Origin of the sequence: Sphingomonas sp. NBWT7, assembly GCF_014217605.1 — a bacterium.
Classification (GTDB): domain Bacteria; phylum Pseudomonadota; class Alphaproteobacteria; order Sphingomonadales; family Sphingomonadaceae; genus Sphingomonas.
This window is the reverse complement of record NZ_CP043639.1, coordinates 294,621-308,266: the sequence shown is the minus strand read 5'-3', so window position 1 is coordinate 308,266 and position 13,646 is coordinate 294,621. Positions and strand designations below refer to the sequence as shown.

The window sequence follows — 13,646 nt, the reverse complement described above, 5'->3', positions numbered from 1 at the left end:
GGCTGAAGGGGGAGAGGATGATGACCCAACACAAGCCGCTGATCGTCGGGATCGGGGGGACGACCGTCGCGGGATCGTCGACCGAGCGGGCGCTGGAGATCGCGCTCGCGGCGGCGGCGGAGGCTGGCGCCGAGACGCAGCTGTTCGGCGGCGCCGCGCTCGTCCAGCTGCCGCTCTACACGCCGGGCCTGACCGATCGCACGGCAGGCGAGGCCGCGCTGGTCGCCGCGGTGCGCGCCGCGTCGGGCGTCATCATCGCCTCGCCCGGCTATCACGGCAGCGTATCAGGGCTCGTCAAGAACGCGATCGACCTGCTCGAGGAAACCGCGCGTGATTCCCGCCCCTATCTCGCCGACGTGCCCGTCGGCCTGATCGCCACCGCGTACGGCTGGCAGGCGACCGGATCGACCGTGGCGGCGCTGCGCTCGATCGCGCACGCGCTACGTGGCTGGCCGACGCCGTTCGCGGCAACGGTCAACAGCGCCCAAGCGAAGCTCGACGCGGAGGGCGGATGCAGCGACCCGGCGGTGACCGAGCAGCTGCGGCTGGTCGGCCGACAGGTCGCCACGGCAGCGCTGCGCGACTATTCGGCCCGGGTTGCCGGCGGGATCGCGGCATGACGCTGCGGCTCGACGCGGTCGACGGCGGCTTTGACATCTACGCCGGCGCTGCGCTGGTCATCCGCCATCGCCCCGACGCGCCCGCGCTGTTCGTCGGCACGGGAACGCCGCTGGTCGACATGTACCGCGGCAATTACTTCCTCGAGGATCGGCTTGCGGAGCGGATCGCGCTGCGCGTGGCGACGATCGACGGTAATACGATTCTGCTGTCGAACGAAGGTGGCGCGACGCTGCTGACGCTAACGCTGCGCGACGGGGCGCTGCACCTCGACGCGCACGACGCGGCGCTCAATCGCTTCTGGCTGACGTGCGTCGGCGAGGCGGGCGAGCGCTTCTGGGGTGGCGGCGAGCAATTGTCCTACGTCGACATGGCGGGGCGGCGCTTCCCGATGTGGACGTCGGAGCCCGGCGTCGGGCGCGACAAATCGACGCTGATGACGTTTCAGTGCGATCGCGACCACCGCTCGGGCGGCGATTATTGGAACACCAATTATCCGCAGCCGACCTATCTGTCCTCACGCCGTTACGCGCTGCATGTCGACACGACGGCGTACAGCTGCTTCGATTTCCGCGATGCGGCCTCGCCCGGGATCGCGGTGTGGGAAGTGCCCGCGCGGATCGAGCTGTTCGCTGCCAACCGCTTCGCGGCGATCGTCGAGCAATTGTCGACGCGCTTCGGCCGCCAGCCGCTGCTCCCCGAATGGGCCTATTCCGGCGCGATCCTGGGGCTGAAGGATGGCACGCGCAGCTTCGAGCGGATGGAGGCAATGCTCGCGGCGGGCGCAATCGTCACCGGCCTGTGGTGCGAAGACTGGGTCGGCCTGCGCGTCACCAGCTTCGGCAAGCGGCTGTTCTGGGACTGGAAGGCGAACGACGCGCGCTATCCACATCTCAGGCAGAAGATCGCCGAACTCAACGATCGCGGCATCCGTTTCCTCGGCTACGTCAATCCGTATCTCGCGGTCGACGGGACGCAATATGGCGAGGCGCGCGATGCCGGCTATCTGGCGCTGAAGCTGGATGCGGACGAGCCGTATCTGGTCGATTTCGGCGAGTTCGACTGCGGTGTGGTCGATTTCACCAATCCAGCCGCGGCCGAATGGTTCGCCGAGCGGGTGATCGGGCAGGAGATGCTCGACATCGGCCTGTCGGGCTGGATGGCTGATTTCGGCGAGTATCTGCCGACCGACGTGCGGCTGCACGACGGCAGCGACGGGATGCTCGCGCACAATGCCTGGCCGACGATCTGGGCGGAGGTGAACGCGCGCGCGGTCGCCAGTCGCGGCAAGACGGGCGACGCGGTGTTCTTCATGCGCGCCGGCTTTACCGGCGTCGGCGCACATTGTCCGCTGCTGTGGGCGGGGGACCAATGCGTCGATTTCTCGCGCCACGACGGGATCGGCACGGTGATCCGCGGTGCGCTTTCGTCCGGGCTGGTCGGCAATGCGTATCACCACAGCGATCTGGGCGGCTACACCAGCCTGTACGACAACGTCCGCACGCCCGAACTGCTGATGCGGTGGAGCGAGCTGTCGGCCTTCTCGCCCGTGATGCGCAGCCATGAGGGCAACCGGCCCGACAAAAACCTGCAGCTTGACGGCGACGCCGACGTACTCGCGCATTTCGTCGCCATGACCAGAATCCATGCGGCGCTCGCGCCCTATGTCGCGCATCTGTGCGCTGAGGCGGCGGCGACCGGGCTGCCGCTGCAGCGCGCACTGTTCCTAAATTACGAGGACGATGCGGCGTGCTGGGACGTCGAGACGCAATTCGCCTACGGCCGCGACCTGATCGTCGCGCCGGTACTCGACGCGGGGGCAACGCGCTGGTCGGCGTACCTGCCCACGGGCGCGGAATGGCGGCATCTGTGGTCGGGCGAGACCTTTGCCGGCGGGCAAAGCGTCGAGGTCGCGGCGCCGATCGGGCAGCCGCCGGTGTTTTGGCGGACCGACAGCAAGCATGCGGCGCTGTTCGAGTCGATCGCGACGCGGTGAGGGGCCCCTTCTCCGTTCGTACTGAGGAGGTGCTGAGCCGAAAGCGAAGTGCCGTCTCGAAGTGCTGTTGCGCAACCCATACCCTTCGAGACGGGTCTTCGGCTCCGCTGCGCTTCGCTCAGTCCCTCCTCAGGGCGAACGGGAGTTGGTTGGTCGAGCGGCCGGAAATTACGGGAGATTGATATGACTCGATACCCCACCCTCCCCCTCGCCGCGGATCTGTACAACGATCTCGAGCCGTCGCCCAAGGCGAGCTGGCGCGATCTGGTACCGGGGCTGATGGTCGCGGTGCTGGCGACGATGGCGGCGGCGTTCGTCGCCGATCACTATGGCGCGCCGCTGACGCTGATGGCGCTGCTGATCGGGCTGGCGCTCAACTTCCTCGGCGCCGATCCGCGCATGGGGCCGGGGCTCGGCTTCGCGTCCAAGACGCTGCTGCGCTGGGGCATCGTGCTGGTCGGCGCGCGGATCACGATGGGGCAGATCGTCGGGCTCGGGCCGATGACGCTGCTGGCGGTGATGGTGATCCTGCTGGTGACGCTGGGCAGCGGCGTGCTTATCGCGCGCGCCCTGGGGCTGGGCAGCGCGTTCGGCACGCTGGCGGGCGGCGCGGTAGCGATCTGCGGCGCGTCCGCGGCGATGGCGCTGGCGACGACGCTGGGCGAGAAGCGCGCCAACCAAGCGCAGCTCGCGCTGGTGCTGGTCGTGATCTCGGCGGCGAGCGCGAGCGCGATGTTTCTCTACCCTACCCTGGCGCATCAGCTTGGGCTCAGCGACCGGCAGGCGGGCTTCATGCTCGGCGCGTCGATCCACGACGTCGCGCAGGCGCTGGGCGCGGGCTACAGCTATTCGGATGGCGCAGGGCAGATTGCCGCGATCGTCAAGCTGACGCGCGTCGCGCTGCTCGCGCCGGTGCTCGCGCTTGTTGCCGCATTTTTCCGACCCGAGGATGGCAAGAAGACAGGAATCACACTGCCGTGGTTCGTCGTCGGCTTCTTCGTCTTTGCCGGGATCAACTCGCTCGGCGTCATTCCGGCGGTGGCCAGTCGCGGCGCGCAGGATGTTGCGACGGCATGTCTCGCCTGTGCCGTCGCGGCGACGGGGATCCGTGCGCCGATGAGTTCGCTACTGGAAACCGGGATCAAGCCGATTTTGGTAATCGTCACCGCGTCACTGGTCGCGCTGGCGCTGTCGCTGGGCGGCGCGATGATCCTATTGTGACGCGTGCTGGGGCGACGGCGCATCGCCGCCGCCCCGAATCACTTTACTTGCCGTCCTTGCCCGATGCGTCGGACACCGCGTCGCCGGCGGACTTGAGGTCGCGGCCGGCGCCGTCGACGGTGTTACAGGCCGAAAGGATCAGCGCCGTGGTGAGGCCAAGCGCGAGGCCGATCTTCTTCTTCATCGATTAGGCTCCCTTATTGCTGGTTGGGGGGCGGCGTTACCCGCCCCCATGCCATCTTTCCGATCAGAATCGGCGGCGGGCTGCGGCGCCGGCACCGAAGGCAGCGGCGACCGCGCCGACGAGCAGCGCCAGGACGATGACGAACGACGTGCCGGCCGCGGCGCCCGCCACCTTGTCGGTCGCGACCTTGGCGTCCTTGACGGTTTCGTTCTTCGCCTGGACGAACTGCGCCTTGGCACGCGTCACCTGAGCCTGTGCCTGGTCGCGCGGGATCTTGCGCTGCGCCGCGACGATATCGACGATCTCGTTTTCGGCACGCGCACCGTCGGTGCCGCCGCGCGCGAGCGCAGGAAGCCGCTTGGCGACCTCGGTCTGCGCCTGTTCGGGCGTCATCTGCGCCGGATCGGACGGTGCGTCCGAAAGATAGGCCGATGCCTGCTCGCGCACGTCCGCCGCGCTGACGCCGGCAACTTGAGCGACCTGCGGGGCGGCCGCGCCGACCGTCGCACCCGCCGCGCCGGCCACGGTGCCGACGGTGCGGAACGCGCCGCCGATGATACCGCCGACCGCCGAGGTGAGCAGGTACAGCGTCAGGATCAGCGTGACGCCCCAGACGACAAGCCCATGAACCATCGCGTCAAACCGCTCGGTGACGCCCGAAACGCGCGCCGCGGCGTAGCCGCCCGCGCCGAGCGCGAGAATGGTCGTGACGAGCCAGTAGATCCCCGCGCCGATGCCGAAGCCCGCCGCGCCCGGCGTCGTCCCGTCCGACGGATCGACCATTGAGAGGCCGATGCCGGTACCCAGGATGCCGAGCAGCAACTGCACGGCAATCGCGATGACGACGCCGGCGAAGATTGCCCCCCATGAGATGCGTCGGACGGTGCCGACCACCGCGGTTTGCTCGCGCGGCAGATCGGCGTAGTTCAGATTTGTTGCCATAGTTACTCCTGTTGATCGGATGTCTTGTTGGTCTTGGGGCTCGCCGCATCCTGTTCGGCGCGGCCCTCGCGGATGGCGGCATCGTCACCGATCAGCTTGCCGATGATCTCGTGCGCCGCCCCCTTGCCCTTGCGGCGGGCGGCGGCGCGCTTGGCCCCCTTGCCCGTGCGATCGCCCGTCATGCCGAATGCTCCCGGATCAGCCCGGCGGCGACCGTGTCGCTCTCGAAGCCGCGCGCGCGCGCCCAGGCGGCGGCGGCCGTGCGACGGTTGACGCCGATCTTGGCGTAGATGCGCGCGACGTGATTGCGCACGGTGTTGCCCGACACGTCGAGCGTGCGCGCGATGGTCTTGTCGTCCAGCCCGCGGCAGATCAGCGCCAGCACCTCGCGCTCGCGCGCGGTCAGGTCCTTCAGCCCGACGCCCGTCTCATCCGGGATCGGCGCGCGCAGCCGGGCCAGCTTGTCCATGATCGACCGGCTCAGCCAACTGGTGTCCTTCATCACCGCCTCGATCGCCTCGACCAGTTCGAGTTCGGTGGCCTTGCGCTGGGTGATGTCCTGAAACGCCCACAGGACGCAGGCATCGTCGCCGATCGTGATCGCCTCCGTCGAAACGAGGCAGTCGATTCGCCCGCCCTCCTTCGCGCCGATCGCCGCTTCGTGCCCGCGCAGATCCTCGCCGCGCTCGATCGCCCCCTCGATGTCGCGTCGCACCGTATCGGTCGCCCACAGCGCGACGTCGCCAAGCGCGCGGCCGATGATCTCGGTCGCGCCGTAGCCGGTCAGCGCCGCGAAACTCTGGTTCACCTCGCAAAGGCGATGCCCGTCGCGCGAACCGATCGCCATCGGCACCGGCGCCATCTGAAAGGTGCGGGTGAAGCGCTCCTCGCTGTGGCGCAGCGCCGACTCCGCCTTTCGCCGCGGCTCGAGATCCGCGAAGGTGAAGAGCATGCACGGCTGATCGCCAAGGTCGATCGGCTGCCCCGCGACGATGACGAGCTTCGCACCGCCGGGCAGATCGAGTGATGCCTCCATCTGCGGGATCGTGCGGCCCTCGGTAAGCCGTTCCTTGCCGAGATCGCGCTGCGTCGCCTCGCGCAGGACGTCGATGTCATACACAGTCTTGCACAGCACTTCGTCCTTGGCGAAGCCGGTCATGTCCAGGAATCCCTGGTTGACCTTGATGTAGCGCAGGTCGGCGAGCCGGCAGATCACCGCCGGCGCGGGGTTGGCGTTGAACGACTGTTCGAAGCGGTCCTCCGCCTCATATCGCGCGGTGACGTCTTGGATCACCAGCACGACGCACGACGGTTCGTCCTCGTCGGCGTCGTTGAGGACGAGGCTGCGCACCTGGTGGACCCAGCGCGGCTTGTCCTCGCCCGCGACGGTCACTTCGACGACGACTTCGGAAAAACTATCACCGGCGACGACGCGCTCGATCGGATAATCGTCCGCCTCGAGCCGGTGATTGTTGCGGTAGCGCAGTCGAAAGCGCGCGCGATAATCGTCGACCGTTGCCCCGAGCGCGTCGAGGCTGTCGACACCGTGCATGCGCAGCGCGGCGTCGTTCGCCCAAAGCAGGCTCTGGTCGGGATCGATCAGGATCACTCCTTCGTCGAGCCCGGCGATGATCTGGCGCAGGTGGCGCAGATCGGCCGTCTCGCGGAGCGTCTTCAACATCGGAGACACGTGGGCGATCAGCCGCGCGGCCGGTGGATCAGCCAGCCGAGCGCATAGCCGCCCAGCGCTGCGCCGGCGGCCCACAGCGCCGGATTGTCGCGGATCTCGTCGGCAAGCGAACGCGCCCCCTGCCTTGCCGCCGCCACCGCCGGCGCGGCGCGCACCTGCACGTCGTCGATCGCGTCGCGCAATGCGCCGGGCGCGGTTTCGATCGCATCCTCGGCGACGCTGACGGCGCGACCATAGGTATGCTGGACGGCGCCCGCCACCTGATCGACGACGCCGTCGACCTGCCAGTTGCGATCGTCGATCACGTCGCCGACGAGCTTCTCGGCCTTCCCGCCGACATAGCGCACGCCGCCGCGCACCTCATGCTTGTTCATGATGCTTGTCCTTGAATAATGTCGCGAAGTTCAGAGCAGCACGCCGCATCCCGCGGCGGCCTTGCCCACTTCCGGCGCAATCTTGGGATCGTCGATCTCACCCGCGACGCGCGCGAGGTCGCTTGCGGTGAGACGGGTCGGATCAGCATCATCACGGCGATAGGCCGCCGCCGCCTTGCCGAGCTGCTGCAACTGGCCGAGCGAGAGATTGGCCTGGAGGCGATCACCGACACAGGTCGAGCGTTCGGCGTCGAGCCCGTAGCGTTGCAGACCGGTCGAAATACGCGTGGCCGGGGCCGCGCACCCGATCACAGCCAAGGTTGCCAGTGTACCGATAATTGGCTTGATCACGCTATCGCCTCCACGATCGGCGACAATATGTGACCGATCCGGACGCTTAAACCGGCACTGCGGCGGGTCGTTCCTAGTATCTTTGCGCGATGTACCTAGTCGCCTTCTACCACGGCCGATGTCTCGGCACGCTCGCGATAGAGGTCGGCAAAGCGGCAATGCAACGCGCGCCGAGCCGGGTCATCGGACAATTCCGCGAGCTTACAATGATCTACGCTGCGCTTCAGGAAATATTCTCGATTTTCCGCGACGCTATACTTCACCATAAGATCACCGAACCTTGCTGCTACACAGGCGGTATCGAAGCATGTGGTGGCACGAAATGGGACGGAAATACCCCACGCATGGTAGATTTCGTGGCAGTGGCGCGGCGTCGTGGCGGCACAAGCTGAACGAGCTTTGCGGCAAGGCCCGTCGAGCAGATCGTGCGCAGCGAGAAATGGCGCAGCGCTTCACGGCTGACTGTCGATCATGCCGCGCTACGCCGGCCTGCTGCCATGCCGGCCAGAAATGGCGGTCACGTGGCGAAGGTCGGGGAGCGATGTGCCTTTGCAGAAGCCTGGCGTGCAGGCTCACGCAGCACGGATCGCCATCGTCACAAAAGCAGCAAAGAAGGTGAAGCAGGACGGGTGAAATGGTGGAGCCGAGGGGGATCGAACCCCTGACCTTCGCAATGCCATTGCGACGCTCTCCCAGCTGAGCTACGGCCCCAATCCGTCCGGGAAGCGCCCCCTAGCGGGGCGCGGATGGCTTGGCAAGCGGCCTGTTCGGGCCGCTCGCCGAATTGCCGTCAATTGTTGTCGTCGTCGTCCGTCTGCGTCTCGACGCCGAGATCGTCGTCGCCGCCCAAATCGACCTCATCGTCGGCGCTGGGCTCCTCGTCTTCGTCCGCGACCAGATCGTTCTCGTCGTCACCCGCCAGATCGCTGTCAGGGGTCTTCTCGGCCTTGGCGGCCTCGAATGGCATCGGCTGCTTCGATTTCAGGATCGGCTCGGGCACGAATGCGAAGCCGCATTCGATGCACGTGACCGGATCGTCCTTTTGCAGATCATAGAAACGCGTGGCGCATTTCGGGCACGTCCGCTTCGTGCCCCATTCCGGCTTAATCATGCCGTGTCGTGCCTTTCGGATGGGAAGAGTCAACAGGTTCGGGAAAGTCCCAGACCCGCGAAGTGGGGCGGCCATTGCCATAGCACAACCCCGCTGGCAAGGCGCGGCGCGCAATGCCGCACCCCCCTGCCCCGCCCGCCAATCTTCCTGCCGATCAGCGCCACGGCGCACACGAGGCGACCGTCCACGCCGCCGCCACGCTGCGCGGGCGGATCCGCGTGCCGGGCGACAAATCGATTAGCCATCGCGCGCTGATGCTCTCCGCGCTGGCAGTGGGCGAGAGCTGCGTCGAGGGGCTGCTGGAAGGCGAGGATGTGCTCGCCACCGCCGCCGCGATGCGCGCGATGGGCGCGACGATCACGCGCGGCGAGGATGCGGTCTGGCGCATCAACGGCGTCGGCGTCGGCGGGCTGCTGCAGCCGGCAGGCGCGCTCGAAATGGGCAATTCGGGCACGTCGACGCGGCTGCTGATGGGGTTGGTCGCCAGCCATCCGATCACCGCCACCTTCACCGGCGACGCCTCGCTCTCCGGCCGGCCGATGAAGCGCGTGATCGATCCGCTGGCGAGCATGGGGGCGGACATCACCGCCAGCCCCGGCGGCCGATTGCCGCTGATGGTGCGCGGCCTGTGCCCGGCGGTGCCGATCAGCTACGAGCTCCCGGTCGCATCCGCACAGGTAAAGTCGGCGGTACTGCTGGCTGGCCTCAACACGCCGGGCATCACGCGCGTGATTGAGCCGGTGGCGACGCGCGACCACAGCGAGCGAATGCTGGAAGGGTTCGGCGCGACGATCGAGGTCGAGACGACCAACCGGGGCCGGATCATCTCGATCACGGGCGAGGCGGAGCTGCGGCCGCAGACGATCGTCGTGCCGGGCGATCCCTCGTCCGCTGCCTTCTTCATGGTCGCCGCGAGCGTCGTGCCGGGCAGCGACGTGGTCGTCGAGAACGTCGGGCTCAACCCGACGCGTGCCGGGCTGCTGACCGCGCTTCGGCTGATGGGGGCCGACATCACCGAACTCGTCCCGCGCACTGTCGGCGGCGAGCCGGTGGCGGACCTGCGCGTACGGCACGCGCCGCTGACGGGGATCGAGGTGCCGCACGATTTGGCGCCGGCGATGATCGACGAATATCCCGCGCTGTTCGTTGCGGCGGCGTTCGCCAGCGGACGCACGATCGCGCGCGGCGCGGACGAATTGCGCGTCAAGGAATCGGATCGCATCGCGGCAATGAAGGCCGCGCTCGACGCTTGCGGCGTCAGCACCGCCGAGTATCCCGATGGGCTGACGATCGAGGGCAGCGGCGGCGAGCCGATCGCGGGCGGCGCACGGATCGCCTCGCGTCTCGACCATCGTATCGCGATGAGCATGGCGATCGCTGGACTTCACGCCCGTTCGCCGGTCACCATCGACGACGCGAGCCCGGTCGCGACGAGCTTTCCCGGCTTCTTCGCGCTGCTCGAGACGCTGGGAGGGACGGTCAGCTGGACGTGATCGATCGCCGGGGCCTGATCGCCGGGATTGCCGCCAGCCTCGCCGCAGCGCCGGCGTTCGCACGCGTGCTCGATCGGCCGGTACGCACCGCGATGGTACCGGTACCGGGCGGGCGGATCTTCGTTCGCGTCGACGGCGACCTCGCCGCGAAGCGCCCGCCGGTGGTGATGATCCACGGCGGGCCGGGCGGGACGCACGCCGGCTTCCTCGAGGCGCTGGCGCTCGCCGACGAGCGCGCGGTGATCCTGTACGATCAGCTCGATTCGGGGCGCTCGGACCGCCCGGGCGATCCGGCGAACTGGCGTGTCGCGCGCTTCGTCGACGAGCTTGACGCGATCCGGCGGGCGCTCGGCATCGCGCGCTGGCACGTGTTAGGCGCTAGCTGGGGCGGCACGATCGCGCTGGAATATGGCGCGCGGCGGCCGGCGGCGCTGGCCGGGCTCGCGCTCGCCAGCCCGCTCGTGTCGACGCGCACTTGGCTTGCCGACGCGCAGGCACTGATCGGCGATCTGCCGCCGGCGGTCCGGACGCAGCTTCGGCAGTGCGGCGCGCTGACTGAGCTAGTGCCGCCACCGGCGTGCGACGCGCCGACTGCCGCCTTCTACGCCGCTTACGGCCGACGCGAGGCAGCCGCCGCCGACGTCGCGGCCTATCGCCGCGTGGTGCCGGGATCGAATCAGGCGCTGTACCGCGCGATGTGGGGCGCGAGCGAGTTCGTCTCCACCGGCACGCTCAAGGATTACGACGGCGAGCCGCTGCTCGCCAAGCTGGAAGGAAAGCGTACCTTGTTCCTTTGTGGCCAATATGACGAGGCGCGTCCCGTCACCACCGCCGGCTTCGCCGAGCGCGTGCCGGGCGCCGAGTTCGCCGTCGTGCCGGGCGCCGGACACGGGCTGTTCAACGATCGGCCGGCGGAGACGGTGGCGCTGGTGCGCGGCTGGCTCGCGCGGCAGGACGCGCTGGCATGATCATCGCCGTCGACGGGCCCGCCGCGTCGGGCAAGGGCACGATCGCCAAGGCGCTCGCCCGCCATTACCGGCTGCCGCATCTCGACACCGGGCTGCTGTATCGCGCGGTCGGCGCGACGGTGGCACGATTGGAACTCGATCCGACCAAGGAAGCCGATGCCGTCGCGGCGTGCGACTTCGACGAATTGACGCTCGCCGATCCCGCGCTGCGCGACGACGACATGGGCAAGCTCGCGTCGATCGTCTCGGCGCACCCGCTGGTGCGCGCAGCGCTGCTCCAGCGGCAGAAGAGGTTCGCGCATCAGGAGGGCGGCGCGGTGCTCGACGGACGCGATATCGGTACCGTCATCGCCCCCGATGCGCAGGCCAAGCTGTTCGTGCGCGCAACGCCGACGATCCGCGCGCGCCGCCGCCACAACGAGCTCTTGTCGCGCGGATCGGCGGCGTCGTTTGATCAGGTGCTCGGCGACATTCGGGCGCGCGACCAGCGCGACAGCTCCCGCGCCGCCGCGCCGCTGGTGCCGGCGAGTGACGCCGCGCTGCTCGACACCAGTTTCCTGTCGATCGAGGCATCGGTCGAGAAGGCGATCGCGCTGGTCGAGGCGCGGCGCGGCGGCTGAGGCGATGCGCCTTGTGATCGGCCGCGCTTTGCAGTAAGGCGCGCCGTCCGGCGGACTGGGTTCGCGGAGGCGCGGTGCGGAGGAAATTCTCTCGCGCCCTTTTCGCATCAGCGCGTTCTGGCCCTCCTCCCTCCCTTGCCCGTGCGGACGCCGCGGCGGCATTCGGCCGCAGCGGCGGTGATGGCCAAGACCAGCGGAACCAACCGCTTGGCCGGAAACGAACTGAGTTAGGACCAACGACTTTATGGCGACCCAGCCAACCCCAACCCGTGATGATTTCGCGGCGATGCTCGATGACATGTTCGGCGGCGCCGACAGCTTCGAGGGCCGCGTGGTGCATGGCACCGTGACCGCGATCGAGAACGACATGGCCGTGATCGACGTCGGCCTGAAGAGCGAGGGCCGCGTACCGCTGCGCGAGTTCGCGCCGGCGCCGGGCCAGAAGGCCGAGCTGAAGGTCGGCGACGAAGTCGAAGTCTATGTCGACCGCGTCGAGAACATGCACGGCGAAGCGATGCTGTCGCGTGACCGCGCGCGCCGCGAAGCCGCCTGGGACAAGCTGGAAACCGAATTCGCCAAGACCGCGCGCGTCGAGGGCGTGATCTTCGGCCGCGTGAAGGGCGGCTTCACCGTCGACCTGAACGGCGCCGTGGCCTTCCTGCCGGGCAGCCAGGTCGACATCCGTCCGGTGCGTGACGTCACGCCGCTGATGGATATCCCGCAGCCGTTCCAGATTCTGAAGATGGACCGCAAGCGCGGCAACATCGTCGTGTCGCGCCGCGCGGTGCTGGAAGAGACCCGCGCCGAGCAGCGGTCGGGCCTGATCCAGAGCCTCGCCGAGGGTCAGATCATCGACGGCGTCGTCAAGAACATCACCGATTACGGTGCGTTCGTCGACCTGGGCGGCATCGACGGCCTGCTGCACGTCACCGACCTCAGCTACAAGCGCGTCCAGCACCCGTCCGAGATGATCAACATCGGCGACACGGTGAAGGTGCAGATCATCCGCATCAACAAGGACACGCAGCGCATCTCGCTCGGCATGAAGCAGCTCGAGAGCGATCCGTGGGATGGCGCATCGGCCAAGTATCCGGTCGGCGCGAAGCTGTCGGGCCGCGTCACGAACATCACCGAATATGGTGCGTTCGTCGAGCTGGAGCCGGGCATCGAGGGCCTGGTGCACGTCAGCGAAATGTCGTGGACCAAGAAGAACGTCCACCCGGGCAAGATCGTCTCGACCTCGCAGGAAGTCGACGTGGTGGTGCTCGAGGTCGACGCCGACAAGCGCCGCATCTCGCTTGGCCTGAAGCAGGCGCAGCAGAACCCGTGGGAGCGCTTCGCTGCCGAGCATCCGGTCGGCACGACCGTCGAGGGCGAAGTCAAGAACGCCACCGAGTTCGGCCTGTTCATCGGCCTCGACAACGACGTCGACGGCATGGTCCACATGTCCGACATCGCGTGGGGCGTGTCGGGTGAGGACGCGCTCAACCTGCACCGCAAGGGTGAGACCGTTCAGGCGATCGTACTCGACGTCGATGCCGAGAAGGAGCGTATCAGCCTTGGCATGAAGCAGCTCGAGCGCGGCGCGCCTGTGGCGGGCGGCGCGGCGGCTGCCGGCGATCGTCTGGGCAAGAACCAGATCACCACCGTCACCGTGCTCGAAGTCCGCGACGCGGGCCTCGAGGTTCAGGCGGGCGACGATGGCGCGACCGGCTTCATCAAGCGTACCGATCTCGGCCGCGACCGCGACGAGCAGCGTCCAGAGCGGTTCCAGGTCGGCCAGAAGTTCGACGCGATGGTGACGGGTTTCGACCGTTCGAAGAAGCCAACCTTCTCGATCAAGGCGATGCAGATCTCCGAAGAGAAGCAGGCCGTGGCGCAGTACGGCTCGTCCGACTCGGGCGCGTCGCTCGGCGACATCCTTGGCGAGGCGCTCAAGGCGCGCCAGAGCAAGGACTGATCGATCGGAAAGAGGGCCGGGTCGCGTGCGATCCGGCCCGATTTCCGGCCATTAACGAAATTAATGTCGTTCCGGTCCTATTCTGATCCTTCTTGACCTGTATTAGAATAGGGACGCC

At 67.9% G+C, this 13,646-nt stretch carries 15 protein-coding genes and 1 tRNA gene; 8 read left to right on the top strand and 8 right to left on the bottom strand.

The features are described from left to right. The first annotated feature begins 20 nt into the window (after positions 1–20). The 3 genes from F1C10_RS01475 to F1C10_RS01465 all read left to right on the top strand — a co-directional run bounded on the left by F1C10_RS01475 (position 21) and on the right by F1C10_RS01465 (position 3,835). Complete coding sequence (locus tag F1C10_RS01475; RefSeq protein WP_185208181.1) at positions 21–620, top strand: NADPH-dependent FMN reductase; 600 nt, start codon at positions 21–23, stop codon at positions 618–620. Beyond that, the gene (locus tag F1C10_RS01470; protein WP_185208180.1) at positions 617–2,614 is read left to right on the top strand and encodes an alpha-glucosidase; all 1,998 of its coding nucleotides are present in this window, start codon (positions 617–619) and stop codon (positions 2,612–2,614) included. Before F1C10_RS01475 ends, F1C10_RS01470 begins: the two co-directional genes overlap by 4 nt. 183 nt (positions 2,615–2,797) lie before the next feature. Beyond that, complete coding sequence (locus F1C10_RS01465; protein WP_185208178.1) at positions 2,798–3,835, top strand: YeiH family protein; 1,038 nt, start codon at positions 2,798–2,800, stop codon at positions 3,833–3,835. A 43-nt stretch (positions 3,836–3,878) separates the two neighbouring features. Here F1C10_RS01465 and F1C10_RS01460 read toward each other — a convergent pair whose 3' ends face one another. From F1C10_RS01460 to F1C10_RS01435, 6 genes are all read right to left on the bottom strand, one after another. Then, complete coding sequence (locus tag F1C10_RS01460) at positions 3,879–4,019, bottom strand: entericidin A/B family lipoprotein (protein WP_185208176.1); 141 nt, start codon at positions 4,017–4,019, stop codon at positions 3,879–3,881. A gap of 63 nt (positions 4,020–4,082) precedes the next feature. Next, complete coding sequence (locus F1C10_RS01455; protein ID WP_185208174.1) at positions 4,083–4,961, bottom strand: hypothetical protein; 879 nt, start codon at positions 4,959–4,961, stop codon at positions 4,083–4,085. 2 nt (positions 4,962–4,963) lie between these two features. Continuing rightward, positions 4,964–5,143, bottom strand: a complete 180-nt coding sequence (locus tag F1C10_RS01450; RefSeq protein WP_185208172.1) for a hypothetical protein — start codon at positions 5,141–5,143, stop codon at positions 4,964–4,966. Beyond that, on the bottom strand, positions 5,140–6,642 hold the full coding sequence (locus F1C10_RS01445) for a PAS domain S-box protein (protein ID WP_185208171.1): 1,503 nt from the start codon (positions 6,640–6,642) through the stop codon (positions 5,140–5,142). The genes F1C10_RS01450 and F1C10_RS01445 overlap by 4 nt, the downstream gene beginning before the upstream one ends. A 17-nt stretch (positions 6,643–6,659) precedes the next feature. Further along, a complete protein-coding gene (locus F1C10_RS01440) occupies positions 6,660–7,025 on the bottom strand; it encodes a CsbD family protein (RefSeq protein WP_185208169.1) in 366 nt (121 codons plus the stop codon). Positions 7,026–7,055: 30 nt separating this feature from the next. Beyond that, a complete protein-coding gene (locus F1C10_RS01435; RefSeq protein WP_185208167.1) occupies positions 7,056–7,376 on the bottom strand; it encodes a hypothetical protein in 321 nt (106 codons plus the stop codon). 89 nt (positions 7,377–7,465) lie between these two features. On the opposite strand from F1C10_RS01435, the gene F1C10_RS01430 reads away from it, so the two are divergent. Then, positions 7,466–7,768 carry a hypothetical protein gene (locus F1C10_RS01430; RefSeq protein WP_185208165.1) on the top strand — a complete coding sequence of 101 codons (303 nt, stop codon included), beginning with the start codon at positions 7,466–7,468 and terminating at the stop codon, positions 7,766–7,768. A gap of 243 nt (positions 7,769–8,011) precedes the next feature. Here F1C10_RS01430 and F1C10_RS01425 read toward each other — a convergent pair. Next, positions 8,012–8,087, bottom strand: a tRNA-Ala gene (locus F1C10_RS01425). A gap of 79 nt (positions 8,088–8,166) precedes the next feature. Then, positions 8,167–8,487: a TIGR02300 family protein gene (locus tag F1C10_RS01420; RefSeq protein WP_085809120.1), complete on the bottom strand. Its 321-nt coding sequence runs from the start codon at positions 8,485–8,487 to the stop codon at positions 8,167–8,169. 113 nt (positions 8,488–8,600) lie between these two features. Here F1C10_RS01420 and aroA point away from each other — a divergent pair, with 113 nt between their 5' ends. From aroA to rpsA, 4 genes are all read left to right on the top strand, one after another. Continuing rightward, complete coding sequence (aroA, locus tag F1C10_RS01415) at positions 8,601–9,980, top strand: 3-phosphoshikimate 1-carboxyvinyltransferase (protein ID WP_185208163.1); 1,380 nt, start codon at positions 8,601–8,603, stop codon at positions 9,978–9,980. Further along, positions 9,977–10,948 carry an alpha/beta hydrolase gene (locus F1C10_RS01410; protein WP_258043010.1) on the top strand — a complete coding sequence of 324 codons (972 nt, stop codon included), beginning with the start codon at positions 9,977–9,979 and terminating at the stop codon, positions 10,946–10,948. The genes aroA and F1C10_RS01410 overlap by 4 nt, the downstream gene beginning before the upstream one ends. Next, positions 10,945–11,568 (top strand): (d)CMP kinase, encoded by a 624-nt coding sequence (gene cmk / locus F1C10_RS01405; RefSeq protein WP_185208162.1) that lies wholly within the window; start codon positions 10,945–10,947, stop codon positions 11,566–11,568. The genes F1C10_RS01410 and cmk overlap by 4 nt, the downstream gene beginning before the upstream one ends. Positions 11,569–11,812: 244 nt before the next feature. Next, the gene (rpsA, locus tag F1C10_RS01400; protein ID WP_085809116.1) at positions 11,813–13,528 is read left to right on the top strand and encodes a 30S ribosomal protein S1; all 1,716 of its coding nucleotides are present in this window, start codon (positions 11,813–11,815) and stop codon (positions 13,526–13,528) included. Positions 13,529–13,646 lie beyond the last annotated feature (118 nt).